This window comes from Enterovirga rhinocerotis, from assembly GCF_004363955.1.
Classification (GTDB): Bacteria; Pseudomonadota; Alphaproteobacteria; order Rhizobiales; family Beijerinckiaceae; genus Enterovirga; species Enterovirga rhinocerotis.
The window spans coordinates 2077585-2097931 of record NZ_SNZR01000011.1; the positions used below are offsets into that span (position 1 = coordinate 2077585).

17 protein-coding genes and 1 tRNA gene are annotated in these 20347 nt (G+C 66.9%); 11 read left to right on the plus strand and 7 right to left on the minus strand.

The window, feature by feature from the left end:
• Genes EV668_RS10545 through pheS form a run of 3 tightly spaced genes read right to left on the minus strand, consistent with a single transcriptional unit; the run spans position 1 to position 1847 of the window.
• The gene (locus tag EV668_RS10545) at positions 1-462 is read right to left on the minus strand and encodes a hypothetical protein (protein ID WP_166652404.1); all 462 of its coding nucleotides are present in this window, start codon (positions 460-462) and stop codon (positions 1-3) included.
• Between the two features lie 20 nt (positions 463-482).
• Positions 483-752: a hypothetical protein gene (locus tag EV668_RS10550; RefSeq protein ID WP_133769696.1), complete on the minus strand. Its 270-nt coding sequence runs from the start codon at positions 750-752 to the stop codon at positions 483-485.
• Between the two features lie 6 nt (positions 753-758).
• Positions 759-1847: a phenylalanine--tRNA ligase subunit alpha gene (pheS, locus tag EV668_RS10555; protein ID WP_133769697.1), complete on the minus strand. Its 1089-nt coding sequence runs from the start codon at positions 1845-1847 to the stop codon at positions 759-761.
• 477 nt (positions 1848-2324) lie between these two features.
• Here pheS and EV668_RS10560 point away from each other — a divergent pair, with 477 nt between their 5' ends.
• The 8 genes from EV668_RS10560 to EV668_RS10595 all read left to right on the plus strand — a co-directional run bounded on the left by EV668_RS10560 (position 2325) and on the right by EV668_RS10595 (position 10450).
• Complete coding sequence (locus EV668_RS10560; RefSeq protein ID WP_133769698.1) at positions 2325-3083, plus strand: ABC transporter ATP-binding protein; 759 nt, start codon at positions 2325-2327, stop codon at positions 3081-3083.
• Positions 3076-3822: an ABC transporter ATP-binding protein gene (locus tag EV668_RS10565; protein WP_133769699.1), complete on the plus strand. Its 747-nt coding sequence runs from the start codon at positions 3076-3078 to the stop codon at positions 3820-3822. Before EV668_RS10560 ends, EV668_RS10565 begins: the two co-directional genes overlap by 8 nt.
• A 58-nt stretch (positions 3823-3880) precedes the next feature.
• Positions 3881-5083, plus strand: coding sequence for an ABC transporter substrate-binding protein (locus tag EV668_RS10570; protein ID WP_133769700.1), 1203 nt, complete (start codon positions 3881-3883; stop codon positions 5081-5083).
• A 96-nt stretch (positions 5084-5179) separates the two neighbouring features.
• Positions 5180-6388 (plus strand): ABC transporter substrate-binding protein, encoded by a 1209-nt coding sequence (locus EV668_RS10575; RefSeq protein WP_208111502.1) that lies wholly within the window; start codon positions 5180-5182, stop codon positions 6386-6388.
• 95 nt (positions 6389-6483) lie between these two features.
• Positions 6484-7371, plus strand: a complete 888-nt coding sequence (locus tag EV668_RS10580) for a branched-chain amino acid ABC transporter permease (protein WP_133769702.1) — start codon at positions 6484-6486, stop codon at positions 7369-7371.
• Positions 7371-8369, plus strand: coding sequence for a branched-chain amino acid ABC transporter permease (locus EV668_RS10585; RefSeq protein ID WP_133769703.1), 999 nt, complete (start codon positions 7371-7373; stop codon positions 8367-8369). Before EV668_RS10580 ends, EV668_RS10585 begins: the two co-directional genes overlap by 1 nt.
• 213 nt (positions 8370-8582) lie before the next feature.
• Positions 8583-9560 carry an ABC transporter permease gene (locus EV668_RS10590; protein ID WP_133769704.1) on the plus strand — a complete coding sequence of 326 codons (978 nt, stop codon included), beginning with the start codon at positions 8583-8585 and terminating at the stop codon, positions 9558-9560.
• On the plus strand, positions 9557-10450 hold the full coding sequence (locus tag EV668_RS10595; protein ID WP_133769705.1) for an ABC transporter permease: 894 nt from the start codon (positions 9557-9559) through the stop codon (positions 10448-10450). Before EV668_RS10590 ends, EV668_RS10595 begins: the two co-directional genes overlap by 4 nt.
• An 8-nt stretch (positions 10451-10458) precedes the next feature.
• Here EV668_RS10595 and paaX read toward each other — a convergent pair whose 3' ends face one another.
• A complete protein-coding gene (gene paaX, locus EV668_RS10600; RefSeq protein ID WP_133769706.1) occupies positions 10459-11319 on the minus strand; it encodes a phenylacetic acid degradation operon negative regulatory protein PaaX in 861 nt (286 codons plus the stop codon).
• 284 nt (positions 11320-11603) lie between these two features.
• Here paaX and EV668_RS25585 point away from each other — a divergent pair, with 284 nt between their 5' ends.
• A complete protein-coding gene (locus EV668_RS25585; protein WP_133769707.1) occupies positions 11604-14264 on the plus strand; it encodes a M10 family metallopeptidase in 2661 nt (886 codons plus the stop codon).
• Between the two features lie 185 nt (positions 14265-14449).
• A complete protein-coding gene (locus EV668_RS10610) occupies positions 14450-17152 on the plus strand; it encodes a M10 family metallopeptidase (protein WP_133769708.1) in 2703 nt (900 codons plus the stop codon).
• A gap of 32 nt (positions 17153-17184) precedes the next feature.
• Here EV668_RS10610 and EV668_RS10615 read toward each other — a convergent pair.
• A tRNA-Arg gene (locus tag EV668_RS10615) sits at positions 17185-17261 on the minus strand.
• 518 nt (positions 17262-17779) lie between these two features.
• On the opposite strand from EV668_RS10615, the gene EV668_RS10620 reads away from it, so the two are divergent.
• Positions 17780-18820, plus strand: coding sequence for a DUF4167 domain-containing protein (locus EV668_RS10620; protein ID WP_133770172.1), 1041 nt, complete (start codon positions 17780-17782; stop codon positions 18818-18820).
• 107 nt (positions 18821-18927) lie between these two features.
• Here EV668_RS10620 and EV668_RS10625 read toward each other — a convergent pair whose 3' ends face one another.
• The gene (locus tag EV668_RS10625) at positions 18928-19428 is read right to left on the minus strand and encodes a hypothetical protein (protein WP_133769709.1); all 501 of its coding nucleotides are present in this window, start codon (positions 19426-19428) and stop codon (positions 18928-18930) included.
• 208 nt (positions 19429-19636) lie between these two features.
• Positions 19637-20302, minus strand: coding sequence for a glutathione S-transferase family protein (locus EV668_RS10630; protein ID WP_133769710.1), 666 nt, complete (start codon positions 20300-20302; stop codon positions 19637-19639).
• Positions 20303-20347: the final 45 nt, after the last annotated feature.

The following is a 20347-nucleotide window of genomic DNA, read 5'->3' on the forward strand; positions in this document are numbered from 1 at the left end:
TCAGGTCGGCCTGGGCCTGGAGATCAAGAGGACGGCCATCGCGAGGCGCTGGTCATCGTTCAGCAAATCGAGGGCGAAGAGAACTCTGTCCGCCAATTCGAGTAGCGTTCTGGTCTGCTCGTCGGAGAGCGTATCGGCGGTGCCGGGCCGATAATCCGCTTTGTGACGGCCGATCTGCAGATCGGCGAAGTTGCCCCCGATCTGCTCCATCCACGGCGAGATGTCCCGGACTTTCGCGCTCGTCAGGTGCTTGCGCGCCGAATTGTGCTCGACCGTCCGATAGATGGCCTCGCGATGGGCAGCGTCGCGCGTACCCACCAGACTATCCGCGCAGACCCGGCAGATCGCGTGAAAGACCGCGTAATATGCCGTGCTGACGGCGCGTCGCCGACGGGCCTCCGTCGTCGTCGGATCGACGTCGACGAGAAGGTCGCGAGCGACCCGCATCAGGCTGTCTTCCAAGTCGTCGGACATGGGAGACGTCAGGCCCTCGCGCGAGCGTATTGCACGTCGAAATACGGAAACCTCGCCTCGCCCGCCTCCCGAAGACGCGCGCGGAATGCGGCCAGACCGTCCCCCAGAACCGCGCCCGGCACGATCGGGCTGCCGGCGACGAAATGCGCTCGGACGAAAAGAGCCGGATCGCCCAGATCGTCCTCACCGCTCGTCACGTCTGCACGCACAAAGCCATAAGGGCTCAGCAAGGCATTCAATGCCTCGTTGGCGATCCGTTCGATCTCCTGGTCAGTCATGACCACTCACCCCGTCAGCCCGCCGGCGAGCGTCGGCATGTCGAGCGGGCGGAAGCCGTAATGGTCGAGCCAGCGGACATCCGCGTCGAAGAAGGCGCGCAGGTCCGGCATGCCGTATTTCAGCATGGCGATGCGGTCGATGCCCATGCCCCAGGCGAAGCCCTGGACCTGGTCCGGATCGAGGCCGCAATTCCGCAGCACGTTCGGATGCACCATGCCGCAGCCGAGAATCTCGAGCCAGTCCGTCCCCTCGCCGAAGCGGATCTCGTCGCCGCGGCGCGAGCACTGGATGTCGACCTCGGCCGACGGCTCGGTGAAGGGGAAGAAGGACGGACGGAACCGCATCTTCACCTCGTCCACCTCGAAGAAGGCGCGGCAGAACTCCTCCAGCACCCAGCGCATGTTGGCGATGGTGGCCTTGTCGTCGATGACGAGCCCCTCGACCTGATGGAACATCGGCGTGTGGGTCTGGTCGGAATCGTGCCGGTAGGTCCGGCCCGGGATGATGACGCGGATCGGGGGCGCCTTCGCCCGCATGGTCCTGATCTGGACGGGCGAGGTGTGGGTGCGAAGGACCTTCCGCCGCCCGAGATGGTCGGGCTGCAGGAAGAAGGTGTCGTGCATCTCCCGCGCGGGATGGCCCTCGGGGAAGTTGAGCGCGGTGAAGTTGAGCTCGTCCGTCTCGATATCCGGCCCCTCGGCCACCGAGAAACCCATATCGGCGAAGATCGCCGTGATCTCGTCGACCACCTGGCTGATCGGATGGATGCGACCGGAAACCTCCGGCGCACGGCGCACGGGAAGGCTCACGTCGACGCGCTCGGAGGCGAGCCTCGCCGCGAGGGCAGCGGAGCGCAGCGTCTCGCGCTTCGCCTCGATGGCACCCTGCACGACGTCCCGGAGGCCGTTGATCAGCGGCCCCTGCACACGGCGCTCCTCCGGCGTCATGCGCCCGAGCGTCTTCAGCAGTTCCGAGATCGCGCCCTTCTTGCCGAGCGCCCCCACCCGAACACCTTCGAGCGCGGCCTCGTCGGTCGCGCGCTCGATCTCCTGCCGGATCGACTCCTCAAGCGGTCCGATTGCCGCCTCAGCCATTCGCCATCACCTTATTAGAAGGCGCGGCTTCTGGCACGGGTTTCAAAGGCTGTCGAGGAGCCACGCCGTCCTGCAGCCTGAACCGCGGCGCGTGCCAGACCGGAATCGGCGGTCGAGAATCGGATGGTCGACGCGCGGCGAGGACCGATCGCCACCGTCGTTCTCCAGCGAACCTGACCCGTATGTGAACTGTTCCGAGGCGGACCAGTCCCATCGGTCCACGACGAATGCGGAGATGCCCGGACGATGAGCGGGACCTTCACTCCGCGGCACGGACTTTGCGTTGACGCTCTAGACATCCGGCGAAAGGACGTCGTTTCCGACCGCCGGACCATTGTGGCGTCGGGCCGCTGCGGGTGCCTCCGAATCCAAAATTGACCTTGGTCGCGATTGACTACCGGTTGGGGCCGTGCTGCATACCGCCCCCGAGCCAGACGCAGAACTCGTCGTCGGGGGAAACGCCGGAACAAGGTCGGAATGTCGGACGATTACATCCTTACAACGCAGGGCCTGGGCAAGGATTTCAAGGGCTTCACAGCCGTTGGAAACGTCGACCTCAAGGTCAGACGCGGGTCGATCCATGCCCTGATCGGTCCTAACGGGGCAGGCAAGACGACCTGCTTCAACCTGCTGACGAAGTTCCTGCCGCAATCGCGCGGGACGATGACGTACAAGGGGAAGGACATTTCCCACATGAAGCCGGCGGACGTCGCCCGGCTCGGTCTTGTGCGCTCCTTCCAGATTTCGGCGGTATTCGGTCACTTGACCGTGCTCGAGAACGTGCGGATCGCGCTTCAGCGCCGCCGTCGGGGCGATTGCTTCGACTTCTGGCGTTCGGAATCCCTGCTGTCGCAGCTCGACGACGAGGCGCGCAGCCTGATCGAGGCGGTGGGCCTGAAGGAGTTCGAAACCACCCTCGCGACCGAGCTTTCCTACGGCCGGAAGCGCGCGCTCGAGATCGCGACGACGCTCGCTCTCGATCCGGAGATGCTGCTGCTCGACGAACCGATGGCCGGCATGGCGCATGAGGACGTCGACCGTACGGCGGCCCTGATCAAGCGCGTCTCCGCCAATCGCACCATTCTGATGGTCGAGCACAACCTGTCGGTCGTGGCCAACCTGTCCGACACCATCACGGTCCTGGCGCGCGGAAACGTGCTGGCCGAAGGGAACTACGAAACCGTGTCCAAAGATCCCCGGGTGATCGAAGCCTATATCGGAGCCGGTCATGGCTGAAGCCGCCCTCGCAACCCGCCCCGGCGCAGCGCGCGCCACCGCTCCCCTCCTCAAGGTCGAGGGCCTCGAAGCCTGGTACGGCGAGAGCCACGTTCTGCATGGCATGAGCTTCGACGTCCGCCAGGGCGAGGTCATCACGCTTCTCGGCCGTAACGGCGCGGGCAAGACGACGACCATGAAGTCGATCATCGGCATCATGGGCAAGCGGACCGGATCGATCGTCTTCGACGGCACCGAGACGATCAAGATGCCGTCGCGCCTCATCGCGAAGCTCGGCGTCGCGTTCGTTCCCGAGGAGCGCGGCATTTTCTCGAGCCTGTCGGTGATCGAGAACCTGATGCTGCCCCCGCAGATCAAGCCGGGCGGCCTGTCCCTCGACCAGATCTACGACCTCTTCCCGAACCTCAAGGAGCGCTCGGGCAGCCAGGGCACCAAGCTGTCGGGCGGTGAGCAGCAGATGCTGTCGATCGCCCGCATCCTGCGGACCGGTGCCAAGTTCCTGCTGCTGGACGAGCCGACGGAGGGCCTCGCTCCCGTCATCATCCAGCAGATCGGGGCGACCATTCAGCGCCTGAAGAACGACGGCTTCACCATCATCCTGGTGGAGCAGAACTTCCGCTTCGCGCAGACGGTCGCCGACCGGCACTACGTGGTCGAGCAGGGACGGATCATCGATATGATCCCGAACGAAGAAATGGATGCAAGCGTCGATAAGCTGCACCGCTATCTCGGCGTCTGAGCGCGCCGAGAGACCAAACTAAGAAAACACGAGGGTGTGAAACAGCGGAGGATCAGGCATGAGAAAGACGGCAACAGCCTTGGCCGTGGCGGGACTCTTGATGGGTGCCGGCACGGCCCAGGCGCAGATTTCGGTGAAGCTGGGCGTGCTGAACGATCGCTCGGGTGTCTATTCCGATCTTGGCGGAGAAGGTTCCGTCGTGGCCGCGCGCATGGCTGTCGAGGACTTCAAGGCCGAGTCGAAGGGCATCAAGGTCGAGATCGTCTCGGCCGACCATCAGAACAAGCCCGATATCGGCGCCTCGATCACGCGCAAGTGGTACGATCAGGACAACGTTGACGTGATCCTCGACGTCCCGACCTCGTCGGTCGCCCTGGCCGTCGCCCAGATCACCAAGGAAAAGAACAAGGTCCATCTGAATTCCGGAGCGGCGACGTCCGACCTCACCGGTCCCGCCTGCACGGCCAACACCCTGCACTGGGCATACGACACCGTTCAGCTCGCCAACGTCACGGGTGGGGCGATGGTCCGGCAGGGCGGCGACAGCTGGTACTTCCTGACGGCCGACTACGCCTTCGGTCACGCGCTCGAGCGCGACACGTCCGCCGTGGTGAAGAAGAACGGCGGCAAGGTGATCGGCACCGTCAGGACGCCGTTCCCGAGCAGCGACTTCTCCTCCTTCCTCCTCCAGGCGCAGGCCTCGAAGGCGAAGGTGATCGGGCTTGCGAATGCCGGTGGCGACACCGTCAACGCGATCAAGCAGGCCTCGGAGTTCGGGATCACGCAGGGCGGTCAGAAGCTCGGCGGGCTCCTCGTCTTCGTGAACGACATCAAGGCGCTCGGCCTGAAAGTCGCGCAGGGGCTGAACTTCAGCGAGACCTTCTACTGGGACTACAACGACTCGACGCGTGCCTGGTCGAAGCGCTTCATGGGCCACATGAACCGTGCGCCCAACATGACCAATGCCGGCGTCTATTCCAGCGTCCTGCATTACCTGCGGGGCGTCGAGGCCACCAAGAGCAAGGACCCGGCCAAGGTGATCGGCTGGATGAAGGCCAATCCCTTCGAGGACGCCGTCTTCGGGAAGGGCTATGTCCGCGAGGACGGGCGCGTGATGATCGACGCCTTCCTGCTGGAAGTGAAGAAGCCCGAAGAATCCAAGGGCGAGTGGGACCTCTTGAAAGTCGTGACGAAGGTCCCGGCCGACCAGGCGTTCCGGCCCATGTCCGAGGGGAATTGCCCTCTCGTCAAGAAGAACTGACCCGACCATCGGGAAGCACGGGCGGGACTCGACGGCACCTTGCTCCGACAACATAACCCGGCGATCCGGAAGGATCGCCGGCCCACAGCGAGACTGATGACGATGAAACGCAAGACCCTGACGGCCGCCGTCGCCGTCACCGCCCTCCTGGCCGGCGGCTCCGCCTTCGCGCAGGTCCCCGTCAAGCTCGGGGTCCTGAACGACATGTCGGGCCTCTATGCCGACATCTCGGGGCCCGGCTCGGTGGTGGCCGCGAGGCTTGCCGTCGAGGATTTCAAGCCCGAATCGAAGGGCATCAAGGTCGAGATCGTCTCGGCCGACCACCAGAACAAGCCGGATGTCGGATCGACGATCGCCCGCAAATGGTACGATCAGGACGGCGTCGACGTGATCCTGGACGTCACGACCTCCTCGGTCGCGCTCGCGGTCAGCGACGTCACCAAGGAGAAGAACAAGATCTTCATGATCTCCGGGGGCGGCACCTCCGACCTGACCGGCGCCAAGTGCACGGCGAACAACGTGCACTGGACCTATGACACCTGGGCGCTCGCCAACGGCACCGGCTCGGCCGTGACCAAGGCGGGCGGCGACAGCTGGTTCATGCTCACGGCGGACTACGCCTTCGGCGCCGCGCTGGACCGCGACACCAGCGAGGCCGTCAAGAAGGCTGGCGGCAAGATCGTCGGCAGCGTCAAGCATCCGCTCTCCACCGCGGATTTCTCGTCCTTCCTGCTTCAGGCCCAGGCCTCGAAGGCCAAGGTCATCGGCATGGCCAATGCCGGGTCCGACACCATCAACACGATCAAGCAGGCGGCCGAGTTCGGGATCACCCAATCGGGCCAATCGCTCGCGGGCCTCCTGATCTTCTCGTCGGACGTGAAGTCGCTCGGTCTCCAGGCCGCTCAAGGCCTCAAGCTGACCGAAGCCTTCTACTGGGACCAGACGGACGCCACGCGCGCGTTCTCCAAGCGTTTCGCAGCCGCCTTCGGCGGCAAGATGCCGACCAGTGCCCAGGCGGGCGTCTATTCGAGCGTCCTGCATTACCTCAAGGCCGTCGAGGCCCTGAAGGACAAGGACACGACGAAGGTCATGGCGAAGATGAAGGAGCTGCCGATCGACGACGCCCTCTTCGGCAAGGGCTCGATCCGCGTCGATGGCCGCGCCATTCACCCCATGTACCTCTACGAGGTGAAGAAGCCCGAGGAATCGAAGGGCGAGTGGGACATGTACAAGGTGGTCGCCACCATCCCGACCGAGGAGGCCTTCCGCCCCCTCAAGGATGGCGGCTGCCCGCTGGTTAAGTGACCTGCTTCACGCACCGCGCCGCACGCGCATAAGACAATGACCTCTCCTTCATCGGAGAGGTCGATCCGGGAAATGCCCCAAAGGCCAGCCATCACATGACTATGATCTTCGGCGTTCCAACCGCCGCCCTATTCGGACAGCTCCTGCTCGGGCTCATCAACGGCTCGTTCTACGCGATGCTGAGTCTCGGCCTCGCCGTGATCTTCGGACTGCTGAACATCATCAACTTCACCCATGGCGCGCAGTACATGATGGGGGCCTTCGCCTCCTGGATGCTGCTGAACTATCTGGGTATCGGCTACTGGCCGGCGCTCATCCTCGCTCCCCTCATCGTCGGAGCGACGGGCATCATCCTGGAGAGGTTGCTGATCTCACGGCTCTATAACTTGGACCACCTCTACGGGCTGCTTCTGACCTTCGGCGTCGGCCTCATCATCCAGGGCCTGTTCCGAAACCAGTACGGCGTGTCAGGCTTGCCCTACGGCATCCCATCACAGCTCACGGGCGGCCAGAACCTCGGCTTCATGTTCATGCCGAACTATCGCGGCTGGGTGGTCGTGGCGTCGCTCATCGTGTGCCTGGCGACATGGTTCATCATCGAGAAGACGCGACTTGGCGCCTATCTGCGCGCCGCCACGGAGAATCCGACGCTCGTCCAGGCGTTCGGGATCAACGTGCCGCTGATGATCACGCTCACCTACGGCGCGGGCGTCGCCCTCGCGGCCTTCGCCGGTGTGCTCGCGGCCCCGATCTATTCGGTGAACCCGAATATGGGCGCGGACCTGATCATCGTCGTCTTCGCGGTCGTGGTCATCGGCGGGATGGGCTCCATCCTGGGCTCGATCATCACGGGCTTCGCCCTCGGCCTCGTCGAAGGCCTCACCAAGGTCTTCTATCCGGAGGCCTCATCCACCGTCATCTTCGTTATCATGGTGCTTGTCCTGCTCGTGAAGCCGGCTGGCCTGTTCGGAAGGACCGCCTGATGTCCAGCGGAACCGTCGCATCTGAAGGCGCCGACGAGGCGCCGATCGGGGCCGTGCAGCAGACCGGCAAGAGCGCCAAGAAGCTCCATGGCATGATCTTCATCGGGCTCGCGGGCCTGCTGCTGATCGCGCCCTTCGTCCTCTACCCCGTCTTCCTGATGAAGGTGCTGTGCTTCGCGTTGTTCGCGAGCGCGTTCAGCCTCCTGCTCGGCTATGCCGGCCTTCTGTCCTTCGGGCATGCGGCCTATTTCGGCATGGCGAGCTATATCGCGGCCCATGCCGCCAAGGTGTGGGGCTTCACGCCCGAACTCGCGATCCTGAGCGGCACGCTCGTCGGCACCCTGCTCGGGGTCGTGTTCGGCTGGCTCGCGATCAAGCGTCAGGGCATCTACTTCGCGATGATCACCCTCGCGCTGTCGCAGATGGTCTTCTTCTTCTGCGTCCAGGCGAAGTTCACGGGCGGCGAGGACGGCATCCAGGCGGTTCCGCGTGGGCACCTCTTTGGCCTCATCGATCTCGCCAACGACCGCGTGCTCTATTTCGTCGTCGCCGCGATCTTCCTGTTCGGCATGATCGCGATCTACCGGATCATCCACTCGCCCTTCGGGCAGGTGATGAAGGCGATCCGCGACAACGAGCCCCGCGCGGTCTCGCTCGGCTACCGGGTCAACCAGTACAAGCTGGCCCTGTTCGTGCTGTCGACCGCGCTCGCGGGCCTCGCCGGTGCCACCAAGGCGATCGTCTTCCAGCTCGCCTCGCTCACCGACGTGCACTGGTCGATGTCCGGCGAGGTGGTCCTGATGACCCTGGTCGGCGGTCTCGGCACCGTGTTCGGCCCCATGGTCGGCGCCGCCGTGATCGTGACGATGCAGAACTACCTCGCGACGCTCGGAGCCTGGGTTCTGGTCGTGCAGGGCTTCATCTTCGTGGCCTGCGTGCTCGCCTTCCGCGAGGGCATCGTCGGCCTCTTCGCCAAGAGGCTGAAGCAGCCGCTCTGAACGGATGGCCGCCTGAGCAGGGCGGCCTTCCGAGGGGTTTTCCCCCGAATCCTGCAACGAACGCCGGCCTTCGCGCCGGCGTTTCGCTTTTCAGGCTCCTTGTCAGAGGCGGCGGGAGCCGACACACTCGCCGCCCATGCGAAGGCGAGCCCTCCGACCGACGCCGACCCCGCGCCACGAGGCACGCCGTGCCGGAGCCTCGCGGGCGATCCGATGCTCGTCTATCTGATCCGCCGGATCGGAGGCGCGCTCGGCGTCGTGGCCGTCATGGCGGTCGTCGTCTTCCTCGCCATCTATGCCGTCGGCGACCCGGTCGAGGTCCTGGCATCGCCCGAGGCCGATCAGGCGGAGCGCGCGGCGATCGCCCAGCGTCTGGGGCTCGACAGGCCGCTCGTCATCCAGTTCGTCACCTTCATCGGCAACGCGCTTCAGGGCGATCTCGGCCGCTCCTTCGTCTACAACGTGCCGGCCGTGGAGGTGATCCTGCAGCGTCTCCCGGCGACCCTGGAGCTGGCTCTGGCCGGGCTCCTCATCGCGATGGTCCTCGGCATCCCGCTCGGCCTCGTCGCCGGGCTCCGGCCGAATTCCTGGACGGGCCGGGGCATCATGTCGGGCTCGATCCTCGGCTTCTCGCTGCCGAATTTCTGGATCGGCCTGATGCTGATCCTGCTCTTCGCGGTGCAGCTGCGCATCCTGCCGGCGAGCGGGCGCGGCGAGACCGTGCCGCTCCTCGGCGTGCCGGTCGCCTTCCTCACGCTCGACGGGCTCCGGCACCTCGTCCTGCCCGCGCTCACCCTCGCGCTCTACAAGACGGCCCTCGTGATCCGCATCACCGAATCCGGCACGCGCGAGGTGATGGGCCAGGATTACATCCGCTTCGCGCGCGCCAAGGGCCTCGCACCCGCGCGGATCGTTCTGGTGCACGTGCTCAAGGCCGTGCTCATCCCGGTCGTCACGGTGCTCGGGCTCGAGCTCGGCTCGATGATCGCCTTCGCCGTCGTGACCGAGACGGTCTTCGCCTATCCCGGCATGGGCAAGCTCCTCATCGAGTCCATCAACCGGCTCGATCGGCCCGTGGTGGTCGCCTACCTGATGCTGACGGTCGTGATCTTCGTCGTCATCAACCTCGTCGTCGATCTCGCCTATGCCGCGCTCGATCCGCGCGTGCGGCTCGGGGGGCAGGACGCGTGAGCGCGGCCGCCGCCCTCCCCTCCCCGACGCCTGCGGGCTGGCTCCGCCGCTATGCGCGCCGGCCGGGCGCAGTGATCGCCCTCGTCGTCCTCGTCATGCTCGTCGCCGCGGCCGGGCTCGCGCCCTGGATCGCGCCGCAGAACCCCTACGATCTCGCCGCGCTCGACATCATGGACAACATGCTCGCGCCGGGACAGGAACTCGGCACGGGGCGGATCGCCTGGCTCGGGACGGACGATCAGGGCCGGGACATGCTGTCGGCCATCCTCTACGGCCTGCGCATCTCGCTCGGCGTCGCGATCGCCTCCGTCGCCGCGGCCTCGGCGATCGGGGCGACGCTCGGCGTCGTCGCGGCCTATGCCGGCGGCTTCGTCGAGGCGCTGATCATGCGCGTCGTCGACCTCCAGCTCTCCTTCCCGGCGATCCTCGTCGCTCTCGTGCTGCTCGCCGTGTTCGGGCGGGGGATCGACAAGGTCGTGATCGCCCTCGTCGTGGTGCAATGGGCCTATTACGCGCGGACCGTGCGCGGCTCGGCGCTCGTGGAATCGCGGCGCGAATACATCCAGGCGGCGCGCTGCCTCGCCCTGCCGAGGGGCCGCATCGTGTTCCGCCATCTCCTGCCGAACTGCCTCGGCCCGCTCATCGTGGTCGCCACCGTCCAGATCGCCCACGCCATCGCGCTCGAGGCGACGCTGTCCTTCCTCGGCGTCGGCGTGCCGGTCACGGAGCCCTCGCTCGGGCTCCTGATCGCGCATGGCTACAACTATCTGCTGTCCGGCAAGTACTGGATCTCGGTCTTCCCGGGCGTCGCGCTCGTGATTGCGATCGTCGCGATCAACCTCGCCGGCGACCGGCTGCGCGAGGTGCTGAACCCGCGCGGCGCGCGGTAGGCCCTCCGCTATTCCTCCTGGAACCGCCGGCGCAGCACGTCGCCCGCCGGAGGAAGCGGTCCGTTCTCGTCGAGCCCGTTCTCGTCGAGCCAGGCTTCGGAGGGCTCCAGCACCATCGCATAGAGCTCGGCCGAAAGCCGCCTCGCCAATTCTCCGGGCCAGTGCTCGGGCAGGAGGTCGAGAGGCAGGCCCGGATCGCGCAGGATCACCCGGCGATAGAAATGGATCGTCAGGATCCGCGCCGCGAAGGCCTCGGACGGCGTCAGCACGAGCCCGGCCGCGATCTCGTCGCGCAGAGGGGCGAACATGTCGAGGAATCGGCGGTAGGAGGCCGCCATCCGGTCGACGGGCCAGGCCTCGGCAGCAAGGCGCCGCCGGGCCGCCGCATCGACCCTCGCCTCCAGGCGGATCGCGGCGGATGCCGCCTCCGGCACCGGCGGCGTCCCGGGCGCGATCCAGAGGCCGGGGACGGCCTGGCCGAAACCCGTCTCGCCCAAAGCCGCCCCGGCCTCGCGATCGGAGACGACGAGGCAGGTGAGGCGGCCATCCCAGACCGGATGGCGAGGCACGTAGATCTGCCGCGTCGCGGCCTCGAAAGTGGCCCGGCCATGCGAGGCTAGGCGATAGAAGCTGTTCCGCCCCGCCCGCCGCCGTTCGAGCCAGCCATCCGCCGTGAGCCGCGACATCGCCGTGCGGACGGCACCGTCCTCGATCGCGACACCGCGGAAGAAGGCGAGCAGCGTGCCGAGCCAGACCGATCCACCACGGGGCGCGATGGCATCGCCGAAGATCGTCACCACGAGCGAGCCCGTGCGGGAGGGCTCGCGGCGCAGCCCCGCCATGATCCCGTCGAGGGCGACCGAAGCCATCAGGCGGGGCTCCTTGGCCCGGGCGGTCTCGTCATCCAGCCGTCGCTCCGTGCGGCGGGATGACGGCCCCGCCTCTTGCGCCATCTACCGTCCCGATGCGCCCGACGCGAGAGGGCCGGCCCGCGCGGGCCGGTCCGTCACCGGACGGAAAAAAGAAGCCGCACGCCATCATCTCGAAACACGCGCATCTGAACCATCCGTCATCTTCGCTCGACTGATGTCCGACTGTATTGAACCGCAAAGGCGCGCAGCATCGCGGCGCCTGTTCCGGGAGGCCTGATGCCATGGCGACGCTCTCGATCACCCCGCAGCAGATCGATAACGGGCTTCTCTACCCGAACTTCTACTGGCCGGCCGGCACGATTACCTACAGTGTCCCCGACGGCGACACGCTCTGGGCCTCGAATTACGGCTCGTCCGAACCGACGACCGGCTATTCGGAGTTCAACGCCGCCCAGGCGGCCCAGTTCGTCGCCGCGATCGAGCTGTGGGACAGCTACATCGCCAATTCCATGGTCCGGGTCGATGACGGTGCGACCTATGGCGATATCCGGGGCGCCTTCACCGACATCGCCGATCCGCAGGTCGGCGGCCAAGCCAACGCGCCGCCCTTCCAGGGCAACCGCTCCTCCGCCCGCGAGGGCGACGTCTGGATCGACACGACCAGGACCGGATCGGGCTTCGCCACCGGCACGCAGGATTTCCAGCTCCTCCTGCACGAGATCGGGCACGCGCTCGGGCTGAAGCATCCGTTCGAGACGCCGACACTGCCGGCCGAATACGACAACCACGCCTATACGGTGATGAGCTACACGCCGGCCGACCACCGGATCATCTTCAGCGGGGGCGGCGGCAGCATCTTCTGGTCGCAGGCGCCGACCGCCGACAAGACGCCGATGGTGCTCGACATCGCGGCGATCCAGAGCCGCTACGGGGCCGATACGCAGACGGGCGCAGGCTCCACGACCTACGCCTTCACCGATGCCGATCTCGAAGCCCGGCAGGCCATCTACGATGCGAGCGGCAACGACACGATCGACCTCTCGGCCCTGAGCCGTGGCTCGACGCTGGACCTTCGCCCCGGCTCCTATTCGGACCTCGCCTATTACGCCAAGGCCGACCAGATCGCCGACACGAAGGCGCGCTTTCCCGGCTTCGAGTCCTTCATCGAGAACGGCTTCAACCAGCCGGGCGTCGCGGTCTACGAATGGACGCGCAATGTCGGCATCGCCTTCTCGACCGTGATCGAGAACGCCATGGGGAGCGCCTTCGCCGACACGATCATCGGCAACAGCGCCGCGAACCGGATCGGCGGCGGCCTCGGCCGCGACGTGCTGACGGGCGGTGGCGGCAGCGACAATTTCCACGGCACCGCCGCCGCCCTCGCGGGCGACCGCATCACCGATCTGTCGAACGGCGAGACCATCACGCTCGACGGCTCGACGGCCTCGATCACCGCCGTCTCGCTCGCCTCCGGCACGCTGACGGTCTCGTATCGGGCGAGCGCCGGCGGCTCGGTGCAGTCCTTCGCCATGACCGTCTCGGGCGGCGTCAGCGGCGTCTCCTTCTCGGGCCGCACCATCACCTTCGGCGAGGCCGACCGGAACGACACCTTCGTCGGCCAGGCCGGGAACCAGACCTATGACGGCGGGGCCGGGATCGACACGGTCAATTACGCGGCCGCCTCCGGCGCGCTCACGGTCGATCTCGCGCTGACGGGTTTCCAGAGCGTCGGCGGCGGCTTCGGCAGCGACCGCCTGCTCTCGATCGAGAACCTGCGCGGCGGGACCGGCAGTGACAGGCTGTCGGGCAGCGCCTCCGCCAACACGATCTGGGGCGGCGCCGGCAACGACACCATCCTCGGCCGCAACGGCGCCGACATCCTGTGGGGCGAGGCGGGCAACGACATCCTGGACGGCGGCGCGGGCGCCGACCGGATGTTCGGCGGGGCGGGCAACGACACCTACATCGTCGATGCCGCCAGCGATTCCGTCCGCGAGGACAGGATCGCCGGGACCGATGATGGCGGCATCGATCTCGTGAAGGCGAGCGTCACCCATACGCTCCGGGCTTTCGTCGAGAACCTCACCCTCACGGGCTCCGGCGCCATCTTCGGCACCGGCAACGCCCTCGCCAACACGATCATCGGCAACGATGCCGCGAACCGCCTCTACGGCAAGGATGGCAACGACAGGCTCGACGGCCGCGCCGGCAACGATCTGCTGCGCGGCGGCAACGGAAACGACACCCTGACGGGCGGCGCGGGCGCCGACGACATGGATGGCGAGAACGGCTCCGACACCTATTACGTCGATGCGAGCGACACCGTTCGCGACAGGGGCGCGAGCGGCATCGACACCGTGATCGCGAGTTCGACCTTCTCGCTGAAGGGCGGCGACGGCATCGAGAACCTCCGGCTCGCGACGAATGCGACGTCGGGAAACCTCACCGGCAACGAACTCGGCAACGCCATCACCGCCTATGGCGGCAACAACGTGCTCCTGGGCCTCGCCGGCAACGACACCATTCGGGCCGGAGCCGGCAACGACACCCTCCGCGGGGGCCTCGGGGCGGACAGGCTCTACGGCGAGGCCGGGGCGGACACCTTCGTCTTCGCCAAGGGCGAAAGCCTCGCCGTGGCGGGGGCCACCGACATCATCCACGACTTCACGACGCGGGTCGACCACATCGACCTCGCGATCGTCAGCGGCTCGGCCGCGGCGGCGTTCTACACCGAGGTGAAGGTGGCGTCGGACAGCTTCACCGCCCTCAAGAACGCCGCCGAGGCCGCCATGTCGGGCTCGCAGCGCATCGTCTTCGTCGCCGGCACGACAGACGGCTGGCTGTTCTGGAGCACGAACGGCTCGGACGGCACCGTCGAGGAGGCCGTGCGCCTCACGGGCCGGAACAGCCTCGCGGGGTTCGATCGCGCGGATCTGATCTGACGATCCCGCGCGCAGCGCGGCAGCGACCAACGATTGTGTCCTTTGGGCGACTCGTCGGATCCATGACGCATGTCCACGACCACAGCGCTTTCGAAGTCGATGACGGAGGAATACTGACAATTCGACACGCTCTCCGGGCGCCCCGAGCGTGATCGCGCCGACTTCAGCGCCCGGGACTGCCGCATATGGTCCTCCCCGACATCACGCAGAGCCTCATCGACCGAGGCCTGCTCTATTCGGACTACTACTGGAGCGGCAGCGTCATCACCTACAGCATCCCGAATGGCGGGACCTCGTGGATCCCCGGCTACGAGGAGGCTGCCGCGGGCGCATCCTATTCGGAGTTCACGGCAGCCCAGGCGGCACGGTTCGTCAGCGCCATCGAATTGTGGGATAGCTACATCGCCACGTCCCTGGTGCAGGTCGATGACGGCAGCACCTACGGCGACATCCGCATCGCCTATACCGACATCGCCGATGTGAGAACCTGGGGCTACGCCTATATCCCGCCCTATGCCGGAGGTAGCTCGGTCAAGCCCGGAGACATCTGGGTCGATACGGCCAACAAGGGATCGCTCTACGCGGAAGGCAGCTACGATTACATGGCCCTCCTGCACGAGATCGGCCATACGCTCGGTCTCAAGCACCCGCACGAGTGGCCGGTCTTGTCGGCTGAGTTCGACAGCACGGCCTATACGCTGATGAGCTACAACAGCTCGTTCGAATGGCGGGTCTCCTTCAGCGCCACCGGCTATTCCTACGGCAGGGTGGACTCAGCGACGCCCATGGTGCTCGACATCGCCGCGATCCAGAGCCGATACGGCGCAGACCTCGCCACGGCCGCGGGCACCAACATCTACCGCATCACCGACGAGATGACCCTCAGCCGGCGCGCGATCTACGATGCGGGCGGCACCGATACGATCGACCTCTCGGCCCTGAGCCGCGGCTCGCGCCTGGACATGCGCCCCGGAGCTTCCTCGGACCTCGGCTATTTCTCGAAGGCCGACCAGATCGCGGCGGCTAAGGCTGCCTATCCGGGCATGTCGTCCCGCTTCATCGAACAGGCCTTCGACAACCAGAAGTATCTTCCCTACGAATGGACCAACAATCTCGGCATCGCCTTCTCGACCCTGATCGAGAAGGCGGTCGGCAGCCGGTTCAACGATAGGATCTTCGGCAACGAAGCCGCCAACACGATCGATGGCGGCCTCGGCGCCGACATTCTCTACGGTCGTCAAGGTCTCGACTGGTTCCACGGAACGATCGCGGCGCTCGACAACACGACCTTCGGGGATATCGCGCCGGGCGAGACGATCACCTTCAACGATCGTGGCGCGACGGTCACGCGAATCCGGCAGTCCGACCCCTTCACCGAGGGCGACGTCTTCACCGAAATCTATGTCCGTACGTCGCCGAACGGTCCCGAGCAGAAGGTGAAGCTCTTTGGCCTCGACACGGCCACGCTCTTCTTCGAGGGCGCGACCGTGACGGTAGGCGGCACGGCGGACGACGAGATCTTCGTCGGCCGGGTCGGCAACGATCTCTATTCGGGCGGCGGCGGCGGCGACACGGTCGATTATAGCGCGGCGAGAGGCGGCCTGCGCGTCGATCTCGGCTCGACGGCCGCCCAGAGCGTCGGCGGCGGCTTCGGCGTGGACAAGCTCCTCTCGATCTGGAACCTGATCGGCGGCGCAGGCGCCGACCGCCTGACCGGCAGCGACGCCTGGAACGAGATCAGCGGCGGAGACGGCGCCGACCTCATCGCGGGACGCGGCGGCAACGACACCCTCATCGGCGGAGCCGGCAACGATACGCTCGACGGGGGGACCGGAGCGGACGCGATGTTCGGCGGAGCCGGCAACGACATCTATGTTGTCGACGACATCAGCACGGATACCCCCTTCTTCGGCATCGTCGGGGACACCGTCCGCGAGGACACCGTGGCCGGGATCGACGACGGCGGCAGGGATCTCGTCCAGGCGAGCGTGAGCTTCACGCTCGGACGGTTCGTCGAGAATCTGACCCTGACCGGAACGGCCGCGATCGACGGCAGCGGGAACGAACTCGCCAATGTGATCATCGGCAACCGGGGCGCCAATCACCTGTTCGGGTTCGACGGGGACGACATCCTCGATGGCGGTGCCGGCGACGATACGCTTCGTGGCGGCGCCGGCCGCGACAGCCTCACGGGCGGTGCCGGCAAGGACGATCTGGACGGCGGCGAGGATGGCGACACCTACTACGTCGACGGCGCCGACATCGTGATGGATAGCGGCCAGAGCGGGATCGATCTCGTCGTGTCCCGAGGCGGATTCGTGCTCAAGACGGGCAGCGGCATCGAGAATCTGCGGTCGGTCGAGACGGCGGCGAACGCCAACCTGACGGGCAACGAGCTCGACAACGCGATCACGGCCTACGGCGCCAACAACCTGCTCTACGGGGCAGCCGGCAACGACACGATCCGGGCCGGAGCCGGCGATGACGTCCTACGCGGCGGCCTCGGCTCGGACAGGCTCTGGGGTGAGCAGGGCGCCGATACTTTCCTGTTCGTGCGAGGCGAAAGCCTCGCCATCACGGGGCGAGACGGGGCCGACGCGATCTTCGACTTCGCCACGGGCGAGGATCGGATCGACCTCAACATCTTCAGCGGCAGTGCGCCGGAAGCAGCCTATGCAGAGGTCGAATTTGCGTCCTCCGGCTTCACCGCCCTGAAGAAGGCCGCGGAAGCCGCGATGACGGGAGGCGTGAAGGCGGTCTTCGTCGCCGGCACGACCGACGGCTGGCTGTTCTGGAGCACGAACGGCTCGGACGGGACGGCCGACGAGGCCGTGCGGCTCATGGGGCTGAACAGCATCGCGGGGTTCGATCGCGCAGATCTGATCTGAGAGCGCGCGGAGGATCGTCGATCCTGGCGAGATGGCGCACCCGGCACGATTCGAACGTGCGACCCCCGGACTCGAATTCCGGTGCTCTATCCAACTAAGCTACGGGTGCCTTCCCCATGGGGTAGGCCGGCAGAGGCGGTTTGGTCAATCCGGACCGCACCGCCGATGCGCGCGACGGCGCCTTGCGACTCGCGCGGCGAAGCACCATTTTCCCGAAGTCAGGCAGCCGCATCCGGCCGCATCGTACGATTTGCAGCATCGGTGTCGCGCCACTGCGACGAGAAATCCAATGCATTTCCGAGGGCTAGGCTCAAAAATCGCTTGTTGCCCGCCCGGCGAGCCGCTAGTTTACAGCCTGTCAACGACAATGCTTCAGGTTCACGGCGGCGCTCCGAGCGGGAAGCCGAGGCCGTCGGGGGTATGTTTGCGGTCAAGCCGAGAGACGGGATGTCCGGCATGACCATTCGAATCCGACACTGATGGGCGATCGTGGGCCGGAACGGCTGATCGGCGCAGAGGTGGACAGGACAGCGCGGTCGGCGAGTCCGGACCGCGTGACGGCTCGCGCTTGCGAGAGCAACCAGCGAAGGTCTGAAGAGATCGATGAGACCAGGTCAGAACAGGCGGATGCGCGGACGCAGCCGCAGCAAGGGTCCGAATCCGCTCACACGGAGCTACGAATCGAACGGACCAGACGTGAAGATCCGCGGCACCGCGCAGCACGTCGCCGATAAATACGCCCAACTCGCGCGCGACGCCCAGGCCAGCGGCGATCCGGTCGCGGCGGAGAACTATTTCCAGCACGCCGAGCATTACTACCGACTCATCGCCGCCGCGCAGGAGCAGTATCGCCAGCAATTCGGAGGCGGGCTGCGTGACGAGGACGGCGAGGAAGGCGACGAGGACGGCGGATTCGGCGCTCCCGGCGGCCCCGGCGACGAGTTCGGCGAGCCCGGCGGCTTCCCGGGGGGACAGGGCTTCGATCAACGCCAGGGCGGCGACCGGCAGGGCCAGCCATCCCGCTACGACCGCGGCGACCGTCAGAACCAGAGCCGCCAGCGCTTCGACCGGAACGGCGAGCGCTACGACCGCAACACGCAGAACGGCTCCGGCGAGCGCCAGGGCGGGTATGACCGCCAGGGCGGTGGATACGAGCGTCAGGGCGGCGGCTACGACCGTCAGAACGGCTACGATCGCCAGGGCGGAGACCGTCCCCCGCATCAGGACCGGCGCGATCGCCAGGCCCGGGACGACCGCGGGCCGCGCGACGACCGGCCTCGGGAAGAGCGCGCGCCGCGCGAAGACCGCGCACCCCGGGAAGAGCGGGCTCCGCGTGACGAGCGAGGCTCTCAGGAGGGCTATGCGCCTCGCGAGGCGCGTCCGCCCCGCGAGGGCCGGGCCGAACGCCGCGAGCGCGAGCCGCGCTACGAGGATGCCGCGGGCGGCGACGAGGATCAGGCGGGCACGAACCTGCCGGCCTTCCTGACGAATCCCGTCCGGCCGCCGATCAGCGTCGACGAGGTCGCCGAGAGCGCCGGCCTCGCCCCCCCTCCCCCTCCGGCGGAGGCCGCCGAAGGCGAGGCCACGGGGATCAAGCCGCGCCGCCGGCGCACGCGCAAGGCGGAACCGACCGCCGAGGCGGCGGAGCAGACGGCCGACGGGGCCTGATCCCGGACATCTCCAGCGCAACGAAAAAGGGCCGGCGGCAACGCTGGCCCTTTTCACATGAGGCGAGGCTTTTGGGGCGAGGCTTTCGCCCGGCTGCGCGGCGCCGATTACTTCGGCGGCCCGAGGCTGCGCAGGATCTTGCCGAAGGCCGCGTCATGCGCCTTGTCGCCGTCCGGCGAGGCCCAATAGGAGATGAGGACGAGGTTGCCCGACGGCAGCCCCGGATTGATCGCAAGATACCGGAGCACGGTCGGATCGCCTTTCCAGGTCGCCGGGAAGGCCGTCGCCTGGACCTTGACCCCTCCCTCCTCGCTCCGCGAGATCGTGGGCTCGCCCGTCACCTTCACGCCCTGCTTGGCAAAATAGCGCTCGTGTTCACCCGAGACGGCGGCCTGGTCGGCCGGCAGGTAGACCTCGATCCAGAAGAAGACCTCCTCGTCGGGGCTGCGGACCTCGACCCCGCGCCTGGTGGCGCTGGTCTTCCAATCGCCCGGGATGTCGACCCCCGCGATCGGATTGCCAGACGGCAGATTGACCTGCCGCGCCCAGGCCGGTCCCGCGAGAACGGCGACAAGCAGCAAAGCCGGACCTGACAGCAACCAGCGCATCGAGACCCCCTTCGACATGGAGGAGCAAGCTATGGCACGGGCGACGGCGTCGGCAAAGCGAATACTTGCCATCTCAGACCATCGACTATCATGATCTACAGATTCGAGGCCGATACTCGGATCAACACCCCATCTCGAAGTCGATCCTGAGATCTTCCGAAGATTGCCCGAGCTACACCGGAAGCGCCCGCGAGCGTCGGCGGGCCTCTCAGCCGGCTCGCAGGTCGGTCGCCGCGACGCCCTGTTCGCGCCCGGCCCTGTCCTGCGCCTCGCGCGCGGCGCGATAGGCCGGGCGCCCCGCAAGGCGTTCCCAATAGGCCGCGACACCCGGCGTGAAGCCGGCGGCGAGACCGGTGATATCGGCGAGCAGCAGGGCATAGCCGACCGACACGTCCGCCATCGTGAAGCGGTCGCCGCACAGGGTCTCGCGCCCGTCGCCGAGAGCGCTCTCGACCGCCCGCAGCCGCGCCGTGAACCAGCGGCCGTAATCGGCGACGGCCTGAGGCAGGCGCCGCTCCGAGGGCTCGAACCGGCCGTAGCGGAGCACGATCGCCTGCGGGAAGGTGAGCGTCGCCTCGCCGAAATGGAGCCAGTTCAGGTAGGCGCCGTAATCGGCCTCGACCGGATCGAGCGCGAGCGGGCTCTGCCCGTCGCGCGTCGCGAGATAGTGGCAGATCGCCGCCGACTCGGTCATCCGGACGTGGCCGTCGACGAGAAGCGGCACGGTGCCGAGCGGGTTCTCGTCGAGATAGGCGCGCGCCAGGGCGCGCGGCGGGAAGGGCAGCATCCGCAGCTCGTAGGGCAGGCCGAGCTCTTCCAGCGCCCAGAGGACGCGGAACGAGCGCGTATCGGTCGCGTGGTGGAGGGTGATCACGGGCGCCTGCCTCGTCTCATGGCCGCAACGTCGAGGACTCACACG